Below are 19,007 nucleotides of genomic sequence, written 5' to 3' on the forward strand. Positions count from 1 at the left end.
TTATGTTCATTTATTAATGACCAAATTGTACATGGCATACACGTATAATCCAGAACGAAACGTTCACATGGATGCGTTTGCTAAGAATTTGAGAAGTCGGTCGGAGGAACTGGGTATCTCCAACCCAGATGCTGCTCAACGTAGTGGTCCCAGCGATCGGCGCTACGCGCATTATGTCAGTGGTGATCGTGAACCTGACCTCGCTACACTTGTTTGGATTGCTGAGGCGCTGGGCGCTACGCCTAATCAGCTCCTCGGCCACGAAGAACTCAAGACAGCCCCTCGCGACCTCCTGATACAACGTGTCCAGTCTGCAGCTCAGGGAGTTTCAGACAGTGCGTTAGAGATTGTTGCTGTACAGGTAGAGGCATTGGCCGTGAAGAGCCTCTAGCGCCTGATTGAGTTGTTCAAGAAGAACAACAGTGGAAGGATTGCCGCCTATTCCGACATTCCGCTCGCCCGCGCTTGGAAGGCCCCGCATTATTTTGCATCGAAATGGCATAGATGTGGTGTCGTCCAGCATGCTCGAGTGTCGTTTTGGGCGTAGATTGAGCTGCCTGTATCAAAATTGTGATGTGGAATAGGTTTGCTGCCATAAGGTCCGTTGGCATGCCATTTTGCTAAATTTTGGGAGGCGTAGGGTTTTCCTATTGTTGTTTGCCACCTGCCAAATGATCTTCGTTGGATGCATTGTTAAGGACACAGGTCCTTACTCCCGAACGAGACCGCCAGAAGAAGATTCTGAGCCCTCTTTGCCAGATGCTGCGCAGTGGTCGAACGGCAGCTATGCGGAGGATAGCGGCCTTCATAAAGTCATCCCTCTGAGGCGCTCAGGTCACGCTTCATGCTTTGCTGTGGAGCGCAAAGGTGACGTTCGCCGCAGATGAATCGAGTGACCATGGGCAAATGTCTAGAGTTCGGGACGAGGAGGCCTTGCGGCAGCGCGGAGACAGGCGAACTCCCGATTGGCCACCAGATGACGGCAGACAACCCGCAGTGGACATTACCCTCTCGGACTGTAATCTATCTTATAGTATTGTCTGACGTTTCGGGAAAATGCGCGCGGTTCTATAAAACACGCAAAGCATCTGCCAAAATCAAGAGAAAATAAGCTAATAATAATAGAGGTGAGCAACTATGGCTCCAGAAGATCTTGGCACTGACAAAGGGCAGCAAATCATCGAGATTTGGGCGAAGTCAGTTGAAACGCAAATGCACTTCAATGAAATGCAAGTCAAATCACGTCAGCTTGGCCTCACCTTCGTGACAGCAGCCCTAGGCGTAGGGATCGTGCTCTTGAGTGAAGGCGACGACTTCTCATTTTCGTTTTCGGTCTTTGGCTACGACCTTACTCTCCATGTGTCGGTTCTCCTTACCGCTGGAGCCATGCTGGCCCTACAAGCGGTCAAGACACTCGACCTAAATGTTTATCATCGCATGCTCAGAGGTGCGGTTACGTTTGGTGAGGACTTCGAGCGAAACTGCTTGGTCCCCATGGTCGGTTTGCGAAAGGGGATGACTTGCTCTATCTCGCATTTCAGCCGCTTCACGGATGCGAGCGCTCAGGAAGATGAAACAGGAAAAAATCATTACGGTGGAAATATCAAAGTTTCGGCTCATGACAAAATCAGGTCGTTCTATCGAGCGACACAAGGATTTTTGGCCTTGGCTGCTGTCGCTTTGCTAATTTTTACAAATAGTTCTTCGTTTGGTAGCGTTTCTGACACAAAAAAACTGGATGCTTCAACTCCTTCAACTCCTTCAACGATAGAGCCGACCTCGTCGACTGCGGGAGCCACCGATTTAAATAGACAAGTAGAAAACTCAGATGCCACCGCTCCCACTCCATCCGAAAGCCCTACGGACAAAGCGACAAGTGGGTCGAACTAACTTGCCATCACAACTTTTGGTATGCGACCTCGATAACACGCTCTATGATTGGGTAGATTATTTTGTACCAGCATTTTACGCGATGGTAGATCGAGCGACCGAGATATTAGGCTGCGACAAGGCTGATCTGTTGGTAGACCTTCGTAAGGTTCACCAAAAACATCATGATACCGAGCACCCTTTTGCGCTGCTGGAAACTGAAATTGTCTCAAATCATTTTCCAGATTTTTCACTTGAGCAAAAGGCGGCCCACTTAGATTCGGCGTTTCATTCCTTCAATTCAGTGCGGAAAACCCACCTCCAACTTTATGATGGCGTCCTAGATACACTGAACGCGCTCCAATCCGAGAACGTGACTCTCGTAGCGCATACAGAGGGCAAGCTGTATTCAGTTCTTGGGCGGCTTCGGCAACTCAATATCCTTGATAGGTTCAATTCTATATATTGCAGAGAAAGAGCGCAGGGGGGAATCAAGACCGAAGCCGAAAGTGAGGAATGGTTAAAGAAATTTCCAGAGGTAAACATAAAAGAGCTACCACCCGAGGACAGAAAACCAAATGCTCAAGTGTTATTGGATATTTGCGACCTCGAAGGATTTAGTCCAAGTGATGCAGTCTATGTCGGTGACAGCATTGGGAAAGACATTTACATGGCCCAAAACGCTGGGGTTTTCTCTGCTTGGGCTAAATATGGAAATAACGTTAACTCAGAAAAATACAGAGCCCTTGTTGCGGTTTCTCACTGGACAACTGAGGATATTGACAGGGAGAGTGCTGTAAAGGCTGCAGCAACTGGTACCGTACCTGACCTAGTACTAGAGAACTCATTTGCAGAAATTCTTCCTTGCCTGAAAAGGCGAAACTCAGCGTAATATTAGTGCTTGGTTAACGTATCGAGGTACGAGATGACCGGCTCAGTGGAAGAGGTCCCGCAATATTTTCCCACCAATTTTATTGCGCGTTGCGGTTCCGTTCCGGTAGGCGAGCCGTGGCATACCCAGAATTCTTGCGAAAGCTAGCAAAGATACAATTCAAATGCTACTTCGTGATAAGGTGCGGCTTGAGAGGCATTAAATGGGCAATGATTACGTCAGCGCGATTGCAGAAAGTGGTCTAACTATATTTGATCCAATCGAAGTTGGTGATCCTGAGCTTTGGATACCGACACCGGACCTAGAACGTATTCTCAGCGAAGCCCTTGTAGGGATTGATGGCCTAGACGTACCGATCAGGACAAGATCGAAGCTAGTCAAGCAGCACGTTTGTGACGCTCTGGGCTATCCGGTTCCCAAGAGCTTTACAAAAATTCAGCCGCGCTTCTATGGGCAGATGTTCGATACCTACGCCCAGAAGGCGAACAACCTCCAAATCTGGAATGAAGAGCTATCTCCGTCGCGCAGGTATGTGCTCCTCCGGGTTGATGATGCGGGCGTCATAAGGCGCATAAAGGTGGTCAATGGGGAGGAGCTGGCTCAGCTCGACACAACGGGAACGCTGACGCAGAAGTATCAGGCACGGCTGGTCCCCGGGCAAGCGGGCGCGGAACTTATTGCGTCAGCTGACACTGACATCCTCCTGCCCCACGTCCGCGCCGGTGCCAACCTCGCCGAACAAGTCAGCCCAATAGATCACCCAGCCCACGGCCTCATCCTGCCCATCGGCGAGGTGTTTGACCGGCTGCTCGGTGCCGTGGGCCAGTCGTTCCCCGATGCAGGCCGAGATCAAGAACGCAACCGGGGAGCCGCTCTGCACCGCATCGTCTGCGAACTTCTGGGCTACGCAGACTACCGTGACGATGGGCGGTTTCCAGATGTTCGGAACCAGCTCATTGAGGTCAAACTCCAGACCTCCCCGACAATCGACTTGGGCCTTGTCCTTCCCGCCAGCAAGGAACCACTGGACGTGCCTCAGATCGAAGGGACTCAGATTCGCCATTGCGACGTTCGCTATGCGTTATTTTCTGCCCATACGGACGGGGTAAACGTGACGCTGACAAACTTGTACCTCACCACTGGTGCGAGCTTTTTCACCCGCTTTCCCCAATTTGGCGGGAAAGTGCTGAACAAGAAGCTCCAGATACCGCTGCCTTCAGACTTCTTCTACAGGTAATCCGAACGCGGCCCAGACCATCTCATCAATCCGTTTCTCCAGATCGGGCTCTGGGCCATCAATCAATCGCGCGTAGAGGTCGCGGCAAGCCTCAATAATCGCACGCGCGCTGTCGCCGGCGGGGTCTGGGAGTGGGAATTGTTCCACATACTGCGTGATGAAGCGACGACGCCCAGCGTACAGCTTATTGTTAAACCGCCGGTCATAGAACCGCTCAATGAATGTTGAGTTGGCCACGCCAAGGGCGAGCCATAGCAAGTCTTCGTCGCCCGTCAGCCAGTAGCAGTCCCCGTTGACGATGGTTCCCTCTAGGTCCATCCAGAATGTCGGCTGTTCGCATATGTCCCGGAAAACCAGTTTTGGGGCGTGCCAATCCGCTGGGTTTTGTGGCACCCAAATCTCATACCACTCTCTCCCCGCCTCAATCACATAGCTGCGGCCCTCTAGGGTCTGGCGATGTTCTTCAAGGTAGGCCCGGCTAGCCGGGTATTGCGCCAGATTCACGGCTTGCTTGCGACCGTCAACTATGTGGTGAGGATACAAGACCTTCCTGTGGGGCGGCTCGGGCCGGAACCGTTGCGCCGTGTGATGCGTAGTCAATGGGCGGTGCAGTTCCAATTCCCTGTCCCAGGCCTTGGGAATGAAAACCTTGTCAGCGCATGTTTTGATGCCGACCCTAATCTTCCCAATTTCGCGGAAGGTGCTCCAAGTATTCTGTTGAACGGCATCAAGCCAACGCTCGACCCCTTCCGATGCCAACCGCCAAACACCGGTCGGATCGTTGCCATTGTCTAACGTGCCGTGCTGAACAAGGAAGGCACGGCCATCCGGAATAGCTACCGCTCCTTCATGTTCAAGAGCGGTGAGTACATCTTTGGAGGTGAACTCGGGCTCCGCTCTGGTTTCGTAAATCGAATGGAAGGAAGGCGTTTGAGCTTCATCCCCATTTCCCCGCGCGATCAGAATTGCGGGCAGGACCGCCGCTTCAAACAGTTTTGTATCACCCAAATCATAAACCTCGCGCAGGCGGAGGTCGTTTATCATCCCTGCGCGCGCAGACGCGCCGCCTTTGGTTGTCATGAATCGGTTGGACACGATGAACCCAGCGGCACCGTCTGACGCCAATACAGTCCCCATACCCAGCAAGAAGGCGTGATATAGGTCCACACGCCCAGTCAACCCGAACTGTGAAGAGAGAAGGCGCGCCCGCTCCGCTCCAATGATCTGTGTTCGGACATATGGTGGATTCGCGATTATCAGATCATACTTTTCAGCGGCACCAAAAAGCCCCCCGGAGAACTCATCTAGCACGTGATCAAGGAAGCTACCGAAGCGCAGCTTCAACAATGCGCTGGGATATTCCAGCGATAACCGCATACGGGCCACTTCCAAAGCTTCAGGGTCCGTTTCAAACCCATAGACCTCGACTGGCCCATCTAGACGTGCCAGCAGGGCCAGCAATAACTCCCCATGCCCCACAGCGGGGTCAAGTAGGCGGACCGGACGAGTGGAAACGGGGGCCTTATTTGCGACGATACGGTCTGCAACAAAGTTTGCCAATGCGCGGGGGGTGTAGGTGACGCCATCAGACTTGGTGTCGCCTACATCCTCGTAACGTTTGGAAAACCGAACTGCTTCTGTCATTTTTCTGTTCCATCTGCGTTTACGCCGCGTATCCGAAATTAGATGCCTAGCTTCACAATATCTACGAGAGCCAACAGCACTTCCCTGAAGAGGTAGTGAATAATCTCAGTAGGCGTGACGAAAGCTTAGTTACAACAAAGTTACTACGGCGTTCCCGTCGAACAATCCAGCCTCCCGCACGTACCGGCCTAGCATCGCATCCGAGGAGTGGCCTGTCTGTGCGCGAACTTTGTAGGTCGGCACGCCCGCCTTAATGGCGCTGGTGGCGAGGCCTGCGCGGAGGCTGTGGCCGCTGTAGCCAATCGGATCAATTCCTGCGGCTGTTAAACGGCCTCGGAGGACGGTTGAAACCGCATCTCCACGCAACGCGTTGCCTTTCAGATTGCCGTGGCGATCGACAGGACGGAATATCTTACCGTTAGATTGTTTGGCGGTGTCCAGCCATGCTGTGAGCGCCGCCACGGGGCAGTGTCGGGTTCTTCCGAGAGGAATGCCAAGCCTGCGACCTTGCCCGGTCTGGTCGGTCTTAGAACGACGCAGGTGTAGCACAAGACCTTCGCGAACTTTTTCGACATCTGTCACGTCCAGCCCCGTGAGTTCAGATGACCTGAAACCACCTGCCCAGCCTATCAACAACAAAGCACGATCACGGATAGAGCGAGTGTCGTCTCCAAGGGTATCAAGGACTAAGAACAGGTCTTCGCGTAGGAGTGGCTTGGCCTGATCCTGTGCGGTACCTTTGACGCGCTTGATTCCCCGCATTGTTGCGCGAACGATTTCAGCACGGCACGGATTTCCCCAACCGTTTGCGGCATGGACCTTGCTCAAGGTGGCTATCCGCCGCGCAAGGCTAGCGGGGGCAAGCAGTTTGGCATGATCTGCTAGGTATTGGGCGACCAATTCCGGTGACGCTGGTAATACCCCGCCCCAACCAATGAAGTGCGCCAGGTCGGAGCGATAGGCTTGGCGGGTGTTTTCGGAAAGGCTTTCACGTACGAAATGCTCGACCGCCTCGGTACGAGTCATTCCGGTTCCATCTGTCGCCTTTATAAACCGGGATAAGAAAGGATTATGCCGGGTTAGGCCAGGTAGCACATGCGGGAGGGACAACTGCGCCCTGTTCATTTGAGGTAATCTCGAAGTGCAGCCGCGCGGCATTCGCTCAGCAGGTCGTATTCATTGCGAAGGATAGCGAGAGCTTCAGGAACAGCTTCGTCCCGGACGCCCCAGCCCAAGTTGGTCGCTCGCGATTTTAGTTCATTGCCCGTCTGCCAATCCAAGCGGCGCTTCAGCTGCCCACAGTCGAGCCGAAAGACCAGTCCTCCGACCATTTTAGCGGGCGAGACGTCACCGGTCGCGCTCTCTCGCAGTATTGCTTTCATTTTCCGCGATTGTGCGATAAACCGTCGGAACCCGTCCAACCCCACACGAGTATGCAATCCAAGGGCCCATAGAGGTACATCGGCCATGCTAGTGGGTTCGAGAGTTGGATCGTCGATCGTCGCCCCGGTGATTTGGGATCGGCCAGATGCGGCGAGCATCATCGGTGCCAGTACACAGCCGGTAACATCAACCCCCAATAGCGCCACTTCGCGAACGACGGGTGAAACGAAGGTCTCGTCGAGCGCTTCTATGGCTGACTTCCACCTACGCCTGTTCAGTCCCATTGCTGGAACTTCAGCGCCACATCCCGCAAGAGCCGCGAGTTTGTTAGCTGTCTTAACGACCCCCCCCTCACCCCATTCAAACGGATTGAACAGAACGTCCGGATTGCATTCCAGAAGACGGGCACGGTGTTCTTCCACAGCATGATCTCTTGTCAACACGTCATAGAGATCATCACTAGAACGGTCCTTTATGCTCTCGCACATGTGGTCGATCAGCAGAGATGCAACCCTTATGCATCCCCCACATTTTGCGCGAACTGAAGTGTCGGAGGAGGTTGCCAACACCAGTTCGACGAGCTTCAAATTAGCTAAACCGATGTCCTCAAGCGCGATGATCGGCAGCCTACGCCAAAAGTATTCTCTATAATTTTCAACTAGGTAGCTCGCGGCTCTCCACGCAAACTCAGGTTCTCCGCGCCGAATAGCTTTTTGAAGCAGCGAGGCCGCGAGGTAGCGGTCGAGTCCCGCGCCTGAAGTTAAGCTACGTGAGCTCGTGCTTGCAGCCAATACGGTCAATGCTTCAATGATGTCATGGTGATCTTTGATATAGGCAAGCAATTCCTGTCCTCCTTTAAAACGGAGGCAATCGCACCCAGTATTAGATTATCTTAAAGTGCGATGAGGTCAATATTTAGAGCACTCTTTAGACCAAATTACGATTTATAGACCGCCCTACCACATCGAGCGTGCAATTGTTTGCACGGCACAGGTTGCCCCTCTAAGTCAGGATAGTTTTTGTGTCATTTCTCTCTGAAAGTAGGGTTCTTTTGACTCAGCAGGCCGCTTTTTATCAAAAACCTGTCCGCATGCCAGCCGGATCAGCGCCAGTTTGACATGCCTTTGCTTGCTAATGTCAGTTGTTCAGCCGGGTCACTTGTTTTTTTTCGCACGCCAAGCGTTCTCTCAGGAGCTATGCGTTAAATCTTTTCGATCGGACGTGATCTGCCTTGGTTGAGGAAACAGCGTCGAGTTCAGACGGAGAGGTCTCCTTCCCGTTCGCCGCCCGTTTCCATACTGTTAGCTTGTACCAAGCAGATTCGGCGCGATTGCGCCTGACCACACATGATCCGGGGGAGCAGTCGAAGAGTTGCCGTGAGAGGCGGTGAGAGGCCGTGTGGGCGCAATCTCATCGCTCCGGTAAGGGTATGGCACCAAGGCGCTCAAGTTGGCCTTGACGCACCTAAAACTCGACACACGCACTGCCGTTCGATGATGCCTGGATAATGGCTGCCTTTCTAACTATTCGAGGCCGTCAGATCAGATTTCGACAAAGGTTCAGAATGCGTTCGCGCTCGCGTTACTTCTTTAGGCTCTTCTGTTGGTCACCGAACCACCCCCCTCTGTGGTCTTTTCTGAAGACTTGCTCGATGAAACCAGAGCGCAGCGAAGGTTTGATGTGTATAGATAAAGTTATCTATACATGGGGTTTCTCTTAACGTCCTTTCTCTTAAGATACCGTAGGTATCTTTATAATCGTCGTCGAACGGAGACCTTTACTAATCGTCTTCAGAGCCCGTTTCGGGGCATTTCTAAATGTCTTTCGAATAGTAGTTGTTCGGAGACTTATGAAACCCCACCCCGACCCCGTCTAACTGCGCCCAGAACATTTCCCAATCCATCGTCTTGCTGCCTTTGATGAACTCCATCAGTGTTTCTTCATCGACGCTTATCCAAAGCATTTTAGCCGGTCCATTGCCCATTGCTTTGATAGTCAGAAATGCTTGGCACTCCTTCCTAAGTCGGGGTAAAGCACGGTCCCTAAACTCTGAGAAGGTGAGGCCCGATGCCTTGGCCCATGCTTCTCGCTTGTGAGCCAGCCAATGGAGACCATGGCGCTCAAGCTTCTTTTTACGATTGCGCCAGATGTAGAGAATGTGAGCCAGCAAGAGTCCCGCGGCCATGTCCTCGCCCGCCAACTTTCGGCAGAGTGCGTTGAGATTGGGACGTTCCCACTTTTCGTTGGCCGTTTTCGCATTGGCTGCTTTGCTTGCAGAAACATTATATTCGGCTGTTTTAGTAGGGGGCTTCTTTTGTGGAATGGTCGCTTTCTTTGCCATCGTCCCGCCCATCGCCAGAAGCTTTAAAGCCTCTAATTTTGCTGTCTTATTTACCGGTAGCGTCATATTCCGAACCTGATTTGGGCCGGGAAGACAGCTTGCACTTGTCACAGAATCAAGCCTCGCCTAAACATACGGATGAAAAGGTCAGTTTCGAATTTCCCAGCGATATCGTTGCCACCTCCCCTCGGCTGCAACCGGGGGGGGCTTTTATATAGGGTTAGCCAACCCACTCATTTTCCGCCCCTAGGGCCCTAATCTTGGAGGCTAATAATCAACATAGCCCGTCGCTAACCTATTGAAGACAGTTGCTTCATGTCTCTCTGTCCCGTCTAACAATGCACGGCGCATGACAATCTTTATCGCCTCCGCTTGGTAACGCCCATAACGAGAACGGACCTGAGTAAGAGCCCCTTTTTTTTCCATCTGGAAGTGACTTGATATGAACCTCTAGCGCACTCCTTTTTATAAGAAAATCATTGAGATAGCCGGGGGACATAAGGCTGTCTTGATCGGATCTCTCCGACGTGTGCGCGCCCGCCCTCGTGTCTGGTCTTTCCCGCATTGCATCACCCCCCCTGTACGCGATTTGCATCAATAAAGGCCAGTACGTCAGTTCGCCTGTACCGCACGGAACGTGGGCCAAGCGCAACAAATGGCACGCGGGGCGGAGTAGCATTTGCTCTCGCGACATGCCGGTCATGGGTGAGCCATCTAGCAGTAACACCCATCAACATAGCTGCTTGGTCAGATGTGAGCATTTCGCCTGATTCAACAGGAATTTGCTTTGTGGTATTTCGTAACATTTGCGTTTCTCCACAGGTTCGAAGCAAAGCGCACCAATATATTTGGCTGCGCACTATTTTTTGGTTTTGCTTCGCGTCTGCCCACCTACTTCCAAGTCCTCAGACCGCGGTTTCGGCGTTAATCAGGCACCCTCCGTGGTAAGGACGCGATGTGTCGTTTTTTTCCTGCGACGATTAAAAAGGTAGCTAGGGCCTAAATTGTTGTCAAGCCGCGTTATTGACAACTTTCATTCGACGGCAATCGTCAATAAAATCTGAGATCTCCTGAACCGAGCTGCGAAGCGTTTCGGGGTTTTTCGAGACTTGGTAGCCTAAAGTGACGCTTGCCCCCGTGGCATGATTGAGTAGGCGCATGATCTTCGACTGCTGGATGTCCAGTTCCGTGGCAATGGTGGCAAAACTCCGTCGCAAATCGTGGAAGTTTAAATTCCAACCTAGCAACTCCCTGAAGGCCATAAGCGTCCTCCTGGGATCTCCGTAAGGGTCTGCACCCCATAGATAGGTTTGACCCTCAGTGCGGTCCCGAACGCGCTCAAACAGCTCAACGGTTTGGTTTGACATGGGCAAGGTCAAGGCTTCACCGTTCTTGGCTCTGTCTGCCGTGATCGTGAGCGTCCTAGCTTCCATGTTGACATCCGACCATCGCAAGTTCGCGGCTTCGTTTCGTCGCAGTCCAGTTCGCGCCAGCAACTCGATAAAAAGCCGGAAGTTCTCGTCCGCACCTTGATGGCGGTTCGAATTGGTTTCGAGGACTTCTAACGCATCGAAAAAGGCGCACCAGTTAGAAACATAGGTTTGTTTACGCTTCGCTTTTGGCATCAGTTTCTTGGCCCGCACTATTTCTGCCGGACATTCTGGCAGTAGTGCTCTCCCCTCTGCATCTGTCACCTCAGCACGCGCCCAGTTCCAGCAAGATTTGAATGTGCGCACCGCCAGTGCGGCCCCCGTTTGCGTTCGTTCCATCATCTCATGGAAACGAGTTTGAAATACCTTTGGTGTAATCTGTCTTAGTTGCATATTCTGCCAGTCGCTAAACTCGCGGTCCATCGTGTCCCGGTATTGGTTCGCGGTGCCTACCCTGTGGTCACGCTCGTTAAGCCAACCTTCCACAGCTTGTCCTAATGTCATCAGCTTGGCCCGCTCTTGCCTCTTTTCCGCGTTGCGGTCACGCCCATCAGCCATCTCCGCCAATGCTTTCACCGCCAGCTTCCGCGCTTCGGGGAGCGTAAGTTTGTCGGTACGCCCGATGGTGACCCGGCACGTTTTCCCTCTAACTCTGCTTTCAGCGATATAGGCCTTCGAGGTTTTCCCCACACGGACCCCGAACCCTGGCTGCGCACTATCCACAACAAGTCGTTGCCCTTGATCGGTCAGGGATAGGTCTCTCACATATTGCGCGGTAAGTTTGACCATCTTTGAACCTCCTAGTAGTCCTTTAGTAGTCAGTTGTAGCGACTTCTAGTGACAAGATTAGTGGTCACGAAATCAAGAAAAATCAGCATAAGAGACCGTTATTATTTGATAATTGTCTCTTGATGACGGCTTGTGTCGTGTGGCGCTACCAAGCGATAATGCAGGATTTAGTAACTGTTAATCAATTGGTCGTAGGTTCGATCCCTACCGTCGGAGCCAACTTCCCCTTAGGTGGTTGGCGGCAAACGAAAAAGCGCTCCTTCGGGGGCGCTTTTCGCGTTCTGGGGGCCTGCGTGGCACATCCTTTGCGTTTTAGCTGATGGGGTGCCAATCCCACGCAACACGGTGCGCAGAACGGCGCGATGCGCAACGACGCAGCGCGTTGGGAAAACGAACAAATTTCGGGAAATATGGGCAACGGTACCCGACGGATTTGAATCAGCCGCGGGCACTTGGTTTGTCGGAACGGGCGGGCGCGATGACTGCGCCCGCCCGATCAGTTTTTAGGACTTCATCGCGGCAAGCACAGCATCGCCGGTGATCGGCAGGTGACGCACACGCGCGCCCGTCGCGTTGAAGATCGCGTTGGCAATCGCGGGTGCGATCACGGTGGTGCCGGGCTCGCCCAGACCAACGGGTACTTCGGTGCTTTCGACAAAGTCGATTTCAAGCTCGGGCACATCGGCCAGACGCAGTGGCGTATAGGCCCCGAGGTTCAGGTCGATGACGTTGCCATTCTCGATCCGGGTGCCTTCATGCAGCGCCATCGACAGCCCCCAAAGCGCTGCACCTTCGCATTGTGCGCGCGCCCCGTCGGGGTCCACCACGGTGCCGCAGTCAAACGCCAGCCACATCTTCTGGACATCGACCTCGCCCGTTTCAGGATCAACCGCCAGCTTGACCGCGGCCGCTGTCCAGGTCGGCATGCTGCGCGACTGGCCATAGGTGGTGGCAATACCGATTGCGGTGCCCTCGGGCAGCTCTGCACTGCCATAGCCCGACATCTCTGCCACGCGCTGCAAAACAGCGGCCTGACGCGATGCACCACCAACCGCATTGGGCGCAGAGCCCGCGTTGATGCCTTCGGCCTTCAGGTGATCCAGACGGAACTGCAGCGGATCGGCACCGACTTTATGCGCCGCTTCATCCATGAAGCTTTCCACGGCAAAGTTGGTCCAGCCCGGTCCGACAGACCGCAGCCAGCCGGGACGGAAGGTCGCATTCGCCAGATCGTTCGAGATCGCCCGCACCTGATGCGCACCCACCGTGTACCAGTGATCGGCACCGTCGATGGCAAAGGGGTCATAGGGTTCTTCGTTGACACCTTTGGGCATGAAACCCGGTGCCATCACCTGCGTCGGCCAACCGGCTGCGGCGTGGTGTTCCATACCCGTGACCGATTTGGCATCGTCGAACGCCATGCGCAGTTTTTGCACGGACGGCGACCGGATGCTGTCGAACTGCGCGTCTTCCTCGCGCGAGAACACCAGCTTGACCGGCTTGCCAACCGCTTTCGAGGCGAGCGCTGCGGGCACGATATAGTCGCCGTTCAGGCGACGGCCAAAGCCCCCACCCAGCATATAGCTGCGCATCACGATCTTATCGGCGGGTACTTCCAAAGCGGCGGCCAGTGTGGGCAGGATCAGCGATTGCCACTGGTTGCCCGCGTGGGTTTCCCAAACACCATCGGCGTTCTGGAAGACCGTGGCGTTCACCGGCTCCATCTGGAAGTGCAGCACGGATTGCGTGGTGTATTCGGCTTCGAGCATGTCGGCGGCGGAATCAAAGGCAGCGGTCGTGTCGGGCTGCTCTGTGTGCAGGATCGACCCTTCCTCGCCCTGGATCAGCTCGCGCGAGCGCGCCTGGATATCCTCTTCCGAGACATTCGCCGTCTCGCCCGAGGTCCAGTCGACGCTGATCTCGTAGGTCGCCGTGCGCGCGGCGTGCAGCGTTTTGGCCAGCACCACAACCCAGCCCGGCACAGTGCCCGACGGGTCCTCGATCACCACGGTTTCAAGGTAACCCTTGATGTCCTTGGCACCGCTATCGTCCACAGCATTCACCTTGGAGCCATAGCGCGTCGGGGGCAGCATCGGCACGCCGTACACCATCCCGTCGACCTTGGCATCCAGACCATAGATCGCCTGACCCGTGGTTTTCGTATCCAGATCAAGCGGATGCACGTCCTGGCCTACAAGGCGCAGGTCAGCGTGGGGTTTCAGCGGCAGCGCTACCAGCTCTTCTTCGGTGAAGCTGCGGTCAAGGCCATCGGCCACCAGATCACCATAGCTGATGGTTTGCGTGCCATCGGTCACCGCACCGTCGCGTGCGGTCAGACCCGAGGCATCAACGCCCCACTTTGCCGCTGCGGCTTCGATCAAGGCGGTGCGGCCAGCGGCCCCCGCTTGACGGTAGACAGGCCAGCTTTGCCAGATCGACCAGCTGCCGCCGGTGACCATCAGGCCCCATTTCTCGGCCGTATCGACATGGGTGATGTGTACGTTTTCCCATGCGACTTCCAGCTCGTCCGCCAGAATACGCGCGATGGCGGTGCCCACGTGTTGGCCCATCTCGGCGCGGATGATGTTGACGTTGACCTGACCCTCGGCGTCGATCCAGTACCACATCGACGGCTCGAACGTGTCGCCATTGGGCGTGACCGGCGTGCCATCCGGCACCGCGGGATTCATTGCGGCGTTCGACGCCTGCGGGAAGCCGAATGCAACGCCAACGGCCGTCATGGAGACAAGGAACCCACGGCGGGTCATCTGGGGTTGCGTCTCTGCGCCTGTGAGGCGGGAAATCAAATTAGCCATTGTCGGAGCCTCCCATAGCGGTGGCGGCATCGCGCACGGCTTGACGGATTCGGGTATAGGTCATGCAGCGGCATAGGTTGCCGGTCATCACCGCGTCGATGTCGTCATCGCTGGGGTTGGGCGTGTCTTTCAGCAGCGACGCTGCCTGCATGATCTGACCCGACTGGCAATAGCCACACTGGGGCACGCGCAGGTTCCGCCACGCTTCTTGCACAGGGTGGTTGCCGTTTTCGTCCAGCCCTTCGATGGTGGTGACCTTCATCCCTTCGACATCCGAAAGATAGGTGATGCAGGACCGTGTGGCCGTCCCCTCGATATGCACGGTACACGCGCCACAGGCACCGATGCCACAGCCGAACTTGGTGCCGGTCAGTCCGATCTCGTCACGGATCGCCCACAGCAGGGGCGTATCCGGCTCAGCGTCGACAGAGACCTGCCGTCCGTTCAATTCGAATTCAATCATTAAGTCGTTGTCCTTGGGTAATTTTTGCCTAGGGCGGAGGGCGCGTATAACAGCGTGGTTTCGAACTGGTCAACATAGGTTTCATGGCACCCTTTGACAGGTCTGGACCAAGATGATCACGGGATTGTCAGAGGTCCATGCGCGATACGCGTTTGATGATCTTACACGGAAAGCGCGCTTGGCGAAAGAATATTTCGCCACCACTCATACACGCATGATTTTCCACAGCGCAGTCTCGCCTTGTTTATCCAGTCACCGGCAGGTACTGCCCCCCATCACCAGACTGTATAGGACAGTCCGGTCATCAAGGGTCCGGCAACGTCATGGCGCAAAATTCTCTGATCTACAAAGTCGAGCTTTCGGTCTCGGACATGGATCGCCACTACTACGAGACGCACAAGCTGACCGTGGCCAAACACCCTTCGGAAACCGATGAACGTCTGATGGTGCGCCTGCTGGCCTTTGCCCTGAACGCGCATGAGCACCTTGAGATGACAAAGGGCCTGTCGACCGATGATGAACCCGATATCTGGCAAAAAAGCCTGAGCGACGAGATCGACGTTTGGGTGGCTCTCGGCCTGCCAAGTGAAAAAATCATCCGGCAATCCTGCAACAAATCCGCGCGGGTCGTGATCTATCCTTATGGCGGCAAAACGGCAGAGGTCTGGTGGGACAAGGTCCGCAGCAGCACCGCCCGTTTCGACAAGCTCGAGGTCGTCAATCTGGCAGAGCATGACACCGCGGCGCTGGCAAAGCTGGCCAACCGCGCGATGAAGCTTGGCGTGCATATTCAGGACGGTGACGTGATGGTCAGCGTCGATGACAGCGTCGTCTACCTGACGCCCCAGACGTGGAAAGACGCAGGCTGACGCGCCACTGGCGTAGGGATGATCCCTCGCCAGCGCGCATTTAAGCGAAACTTGTGCCGCTACTGCATGGAGTGGAAGCCGACCATATTGCCCTCGGTATCCTGACACACGAGGATCCAGCCAAACTCACCGATGGATGTTTTCGGTTGCGCGACGCTCCCGCCCGCGCTGGTCGCGCGTCTCTCTTGGGTGGCACAATCCTCGACCATGAAATAGACAATCGTGCCCCCGACCCCTGGCCCCGCGTAGGGCGCTTTGGTCAGCGCGCCCCCCGCGCCATAGGCTGTCATCTCGGTCGGGAAGCTCATCATCTGCATCTCACCGCTCGGGTCTGGCATCGGCTCCAGCTTGGTGTCGAGCATGGCTTCGTAGAACCCGACTGCCCGATCAAGGTCGTCCACATAGATATCGAACCATCCTACGGCATTCATCTTGGTCATTTCCTATCCCTTTCAAGTGTTTGGTGTTGTCGTAAAATCGAATTGCCCCGCCGCTCAGACCGCATTGGACGCGTCAATGCGCCGCTCAAGATGCCAGATCTTCGATACAATCTGCCAGCCCTGCGCGCCCTTCACGAAACCAAGGTGATCGACGAAGACATTGTCATGGGCGCGGATGCGGATTTTCACCGTTGCACTCAGTGGCGACAGCATGTCGATCATCAACACCTCGGCCTCGCGCGGTTGCCCGGTGCTGGCAGGAGAGACGCGGGCTCCGACATCGCGGCTGAAACTGTCGATCGGCTCTACAAAGACCGTCCCATTGTCGCCGTCAAACAGGCTTGAGTCCGGGTGAAACACGGCATTCAGCTTGTCGGTGTCACACTCGTGTATCGCGTCAAAATAGGTCTCTATCGCGCTCAGCAGGTCAGGGTGCAGGGTCATGTCAAACCTCCGGTAAGTGTTGCTGATCCAAGATTGCCATTTCTGCGAAACCCGCGATACTGGCTATATTGACAAGCTTCGGTCGGATTCTGCCAAAATGTCCCAAATTGCGCCCCGAAACGCCCCCTTGGTCTGTGCGCTTGCCTATGACGGGCTGTGCACCTTCGAATTCGGCATCGCGGTAGAGCTTTTCGCCCTGCCCCGACCCGAGTTCGCGGATTGGTATCGCTATGCGACCGTTAAGGCCGAACCCGGTCCGATCCGTGCCACGGGCGGCATCACGATCGAGGCGCAGGAGGATCTTGATCTGCTGCGGCAAGCCAGCCTGATCATCGTGCCAGGCTGGCGCGGTGCCGATGCCCCTATCCCGCCCGCGCTATGCGCCGCCTTGCAAGACGCCTATGCTCAAGGCGCACGGATCGCGTCGATCTGTTCCGGTGTCTTTGTTTTGGCCGCGGCGGGGCTGCTGACAGGCAAAAGCGCCACAACCCATTGGCGCTACACCGATAAGCTGGCCGCGCGCTACCCTGACATATCCGTGGACCCTGACGTGTTATTCGTGGAAGACGACCGAATTTTCACCTCGGCCGGATCGGCGGCGGGGCTGGATCTGGGGCTGCATATCATTCGGCAGGATCACGGCGCGCAGGTCGCTGCGTCTGTTGCCCGCCGGCTTGTCCTTCCCGCACAACGCGATGGCGGGCAGCGTCAGTTCGTGCCCCGCCCCGAGCCCAAGGCGCGGATGGGGTCGGATCTTGCAGCGCTACAGGATATGATCCGCGCCACACTCGACGAGGACTGGCCGATGGCGCGTATGGCACAAACCGCCGCCACCAGCGGGCGCACGCTGGCCCGCCGGTTCCGCGAAGAGACAGGCGACACCCCCCTCAACTGGCTCAAGCTTGAACGGGTGTCCCGCGCCGCTGAACTGCTGGAAAATAGCGCCATCCCGCTGGCCGATATATCAGAGGTCTGCGGCTTCGGCTCGGCCGAGAGTTTTCGCCGCGATTTCCGCAAACTGATGGGCGTCCCTCCGATCCGGTATCGTGAAAGGTTCGGGGCTGCCGCCTAGCCCCGAACCCTACGCTCGGTTTCCCGCACCGCCCGCACAAACGCGCCTACACTGCACCCGTCGCGTTTGCTAAGGCTTTGACCTAACATACCAGAAAACCCCGAAGCAGAAGGCGTCGCGTTTTATGTTGACCAATAGTGATCTTGTGGAACTGACCGAATTTCGCCGCGCGCTGCATCGCCATCCAGAAGTCTCTGGCGAAGAGGTAGAGACCGTAAAGACCATCGTTCACGCGCTAAAGCCCCTGTCGCCCACCCGCATCCTGACAGGTCTTGGGGGGCACGGCGTCGCGGCGGTGTTCGACAGCGGCACGGCTGGCCCGACGGTCCTGTTCCGCGCCGAGCTTGACGCCCTGCCGATAGAGGAACGCAACAGCGATATCGCCTGGTTGTCCGAGGTTGCGGGCAAAAGCCACGTGTGCGGCCACGATGGTCATATGACGATGCTGCTGGCTTTGGGGCGCATGATCGCGCGCAAACCGGTTGCCACGGGGCGCGTGGTGCTGATGTTCCAACCCGCGGAAGAGGACGGCAGCGGGGCCAAAGCGGTGGTCAGCGATCCCGCTTTCGATGCGATCAAACCGGATTGGGCCTTTGCGATCCACAATGAACCGGGCAGCCCCTTCGGCTTTGTCTCCACCCGCGTGGGGCTGATCAACTGCGCGTCGATGGGGCTCAAGGTCAAGCTCAGCGGGAAAACGGCCCATGCCGCCGACCCGCAAGACGGGGAATCGCCCGCGCTCGCGGTGGCACGGCTTATCCCCGCGCTGGATGATCTGGGCCACGGCGACGGCGGCCCGCGCAACGACGACTTCCGGCTGGTCACCGTCACCCACGCCACTATAGGAGAGCCGACTTTCGGCATCGCGCCGGGTGCGGCAGAGGTGTTTGCCACTCTGCGCACCGCCGGCGATGCGGGGCTGGAAAGCCTTGAGGCCGCCGCGCGCGATCTCGCATCAACGATTGCCGCTGAATACGGTCTTGGCGTCTCTTTCGAGGTGCATGACCATTTCGCCGCTTCGATCAATGACGCAGACGCCTATGCCGTAGCGACCAAAGCGATGGAGGCGATCGGCGTGCCTTTTGGCGAGGAAAACGTACCCATGCGCGCGTCGGAGGATTTCGGCGTATTCGGCTGGGGGGCCAAAGCCGCAATGCTGTGTCTCGGACCGGGGGAGGATCACGCGGCCCTGCACAACCCCGACTATGACTTCCCCGATGACCTTATCCCCATCGGCAGCGGGATCTTTGACCGCATCGCCCGAGATCTTCTGGGGACGGCGTAACCCGCCCCCTTCTGAACGCGCCGCCCAAGCCCG

The 19,007-nt window shown here is 55.9% G+C and carries 16 protein-coding genes; 7 read left to right on the forward strand and 9 right to left on the reverse strand.

Annotation, left to right across the window (positions count from 1 at the left end):
- Positions 1–67: 67 nt before the first annotated feature.
- The 4 genes from ACNQ62_RS05400 to ACNQ62_RS05415 all read left to right on the forward strand — a co-directional run bounded on the left by ACNQ62_RS05400 (position 68) and on the right by ACNQ62_RS05415 (position 3,998).
- The gene (locus ACNQ62_RS05400) at positions 68–391 is read left to right on the forward strand and encodes a helix-turn-helix domain-containing protein (protein ID WP_418094695.1); all 324 of its coding nucleotides are present in this window, start codon (positions 68–70) and stop codon (positions 389–391) included.
- 746 nt (positions 392–1,137) lie between these two features.
- Positions 1,138–1,890: a hypothetical protein gene (locus ACNQ62_RS05405; protein ID WP_418094363.1), complete on the forward strand. Its 753-nt coding sequence runs from the start codon at positions 1,138–1,140 to the stop codon at positions 1,888–1,890.
- Between the two features lies 1 nt (position 1,891).
- The gene (locus ACNQ62_RS05410; protein WP_418094364.1) at positions 1,892–2,761 is read left to right on the forward strand and encodes an HAD family hydrolase; all 870 of its coding nucleotides are present in this window, start codon (positions 1,892–1,894) and stop codon (positions 2,759–2,761) included.
- Between the two features lie 202 nt (positions 2,762–2,963).
- Complete coding sequence (locus ACNQ62_RS05415) at positions 2,964–3,998, forward strand: hypothetical protein (RefSeq protein WP_418094365.1); 1,035 nt, start codon at positions 2,964–2,966, stop codon at positions 3,996–3,998.
- Here ACNQ62_RS05415 and ACNQ62_RS05420 read toward each other — a convergent pair.
- The 7 genes from ACNQ62_RS05420 to ACNQ62_RS05450 all read right to left on the reverse strand — a co-directional run bounded on the left by ACNQ62_RS05420 (position 3,978) and on the right by ACNQ62_RS05450 (position 14,864).
- Entirely contained in the window at positions 3,978–5,642 is a 1,665-nt protein-coding gene (locus ACNQ62_RS05420) for an Eco57I restriction-modification methylase domain-containing protein (RefSeq protein WP_418094366.1), read from the reverse strand. The genes ACNQ62_RS05415 and ACNQ62_RS05420 overlap by 21 nt on opposite strands.
- Positions 5,643–5,771: 129 nt before the next feature.
- Positions 5,772–6,668, reverse strand: a complete 897-nt coding sequence (locus ACNQ62_RS05425; protein ID WP_418094367.1) for a site-specific integrase — start codon at positions 6,666–6,668, stop codon at positions 5,772–5,774.
- A 95-nt stretch (positions 6,669–6,763) separates the two neighbouring features.
- Positions 6,764–7,867 (reverse strand): hypothetical protein, encoded by a 1,104-nt coding sequence (locus tag ACNQ62_RS05430; RefSeq protein ID WP_418094368.1) that lies wholly within the window; start codon positions 7,865–7,867, stop codon positions 6,764–6,766.
- 971 nt (positions 7,868–8,838) lie between these two features.
- The gene (locus ACNQ62_RS05435; RefSeq protein ID WP_418094369.1) at positions 8,839–9,432 is read right to left on the reverse strand and encodes a hypothetical protein; all 594 of its coding nucleotides are present in this window, start codon (positions 9,430–9,432) and stop codon (positions 8,839–8,841) included.
- 944 nt (positions 9,433–10,376) lie between these two features.
- A complete protein-coding gene (locus ACNQ62_RS05440) occupies positions 10,377–11,585 on the reverse strand; it encodes a tyrosine-type recombinase/integrase (RefSeq protein WP_418094370.1) in 1,209 nt (402 codons plus the stop codon).
- Positions 11,586–12,088: 503 nt separating this feature from the next.
- Positions 12,089–14,401 (reverse strand): molybdopterin cofactor-binding domain-containing protein, encoded by a 2,313-nt coding sequence (locus ACNQ62_RS05445; RefSeq protein WP_418094371.1) that lies wholly within the window; start codon positions 14,399–14,401, stop codon positions 12,089–12,091.
- Entirely contained in the window at positions 14,394–14,864 is a 471-nt protein-coding gene (locus ACNQ62_RS05450; RefSeq protein ID WP_037944099.1) for a (2Fe-2S)-binding protein, read from the reverse strand. The genes ACNQ62_RS05445 and ACNQ62_RS05450 overlap by 8 nt, the downstream gene beginning before the upstream one ends.
- A gap of 323 nt (positions 14,865–15,187) precedes the next feature.
- Between ACNQ62_RS05450 and ACNQ62_RS05455 the strand changes: the two genes are divergently transcribed.
- Positions 15,188–15,733, forward strand: a complete 546-nt coding sequence (locus tag ACNQ62_RS05455) for a YaeQ family protein (protein ID WP_074635026.1) — start codon at positions 15,188–15,190, stop codon at positions 15,731–15,733.
- A gap of 59 nt (positions 15,734–15,792) precedes the next feature.
- Here the strand turns inward: ACNQ62_RS05455 and ACNQ62_RS05460 are convergent, their stop codons facing one another.
- Positions 15,793–16,173, reverse strand: coding sequence for a VOC family protein (locus ACNQ62_RS05460; protein ID WP_418094372.1), 381 nt, complete (start codon positions 16,171–16,173; stop codon positions 15,793–15,795).
- 54 nt (positions 16,174–16,227) lie between these two features.
- Complete coding sequence (locus ACNQ62_RS05465; RefSeq protein ID WP_009826837.1) at positions 16,228–16,617, reverse strand: nuclear transport factor 2 family protein; 390 nt, start codon at positions 16,615–16,617, stop codon at positions 16,228–16,230.
- Positions 16,618–16,714: 97 nt separating this feature from the next.
- On the opposite strand from ACNQ62_RS05465, the gene ftrA reads away from it, so the two are divergent.
- Positions 16,715–17,689: a transcriptional regulator FtrA gene (gene ftrA / locus ACNQ62_RS05470; protein ID WP_418094373.1), complete on the forward strand. Its 975-nt coding sequence runs from the start codon at positions 16,715–16,717 to the stop codon at positions 17,687–17,689.
- Between the two features lie 124 nt (positions 17,690–17,813).
- Positions 17,814–18,974: an amidohydrolase gene (locus ACNQ62_RS05475; protein WP_418094374.1), complete on the forward strand. Its 1,161-nt coding sequence runs from the start codon at positions 17,814–17,816 to the stop codon at positions 18,972–18,974.
- The last annotated feature ends 33 nt before the right edge of the window (positions 18,975–19,007 follow it).

The sequence above is a fragment of the Sulfitobacter sp. SBS6 genome (genome assembly GCF_048285585.1).
Taxonomy (GTDB): Bacteria; Pseudomonadota; Alphaproteobacteria; order Rhodobacterales; family Rhodobacteraceae; genus Sulfitobacter; species Sulfitobacter pontiacus.

Bases quoted from the DNA above. Each gene is read 5' to 3' on its own strand.
- ACNQ62_RS05400 (WP_418094695.1), top strand. From the start codon at position 68: ATGGATGCGTTTGCTAAGAATTTGAGAAGTCGGTCGGAGGAACTGGGT.
- ACNQ62_RS05405 (WP_418094363.1), top strand. From the start codon at position 1,138: ATGGCTCCAGAAGATCTTGGCACTGACAAAGGGCAGCAAATCATCGAG.
- ACNQ62_RS05415 (WP_418094365.1), top strand. From the start codon at position 2,964: ATGGGCAATGATTACGTCAGCGCGATTGCAGAAAGTGGTCTAACTATA.
- ACNQ62_RS05420 (WP_418094366.1), bottom strand. From the start codon at position 5,642: ATGACAGAAGCAGTTCGGTTTTCCAAACGTTACGAGGATGTAGGCGAC.
- ACNQ62_RS05425 (WP_418094367.1), bottom strand. From the start codon at position 6,668: ATGACTCGTACCGAGGCGGTCGAGCATTTCGTACGTGAAAGCCTTTCC.
- ACNQ62_RS05435 (WP_418094369.1), bottom strand. From the start codon at position 9,432: ATGACGCTACCGGTAAATAAGACAGCAAAATTAGAGGCTTTAAAGCTT.
- ACNQ62_RS05440 (WP_418094370.1), bottom strand. From the start codon at position 11,585: ATGGTCAAACTTACCGCGCAATATGTGAGAGACCTATCCCTGACCGAT.
- ACNQ62_RS05445 (WP_418094371.1), bottom strand. From the start codon at position 14,401: ATGGCTAATTTGATTTCCCGCCTCACAGGCGCAGAGACGCAACCCCAG.
- ACNQ62_RS05450 (WP_037944099.1), bottom strand. From the start codon at position 14,864: ATGATTGAATTCGAATTGAACGGACGGCAGGTCTCTGTCGACGCTGAG.
- ACNQ62_RS05455 (WP_074635026.1), top strand. From the start codon at position 15,188: ATGGCGCAAAATTCTCTGATCTACAAAGTCGAGCTTTCGGTCTCGGAC.
- ACNQ62_RS05460 (WP_418094372.1), bottom strand. From the start codon at position 16,173: ATGACCAAGATGAATGCCGTAGGATGGTTCGATATCTATGTGGACGAC.
- ACNQ62_RS05465 (WP_009826837.1), bottom strand. From the start codon at position 16,617: ATGACCCTGCACCCTGACCTGCTGAGCGCGATAGAGACCTATTTTGAC.
- ftrA (WP_418094373.1), top strand. From the start codon at position 16,715: ATGTCCCAAATTGCGCCCCGAAACGCCCCCTTGGTCTGTGCGCTTGCC.
- ACNQ62_RS05475 (WP_418094374.1), top strand. From the start codon at position 17,814: ATGTTGACCAATAGTGATCTTGTGGAACTGACCGAATTTCGCCGCGCG.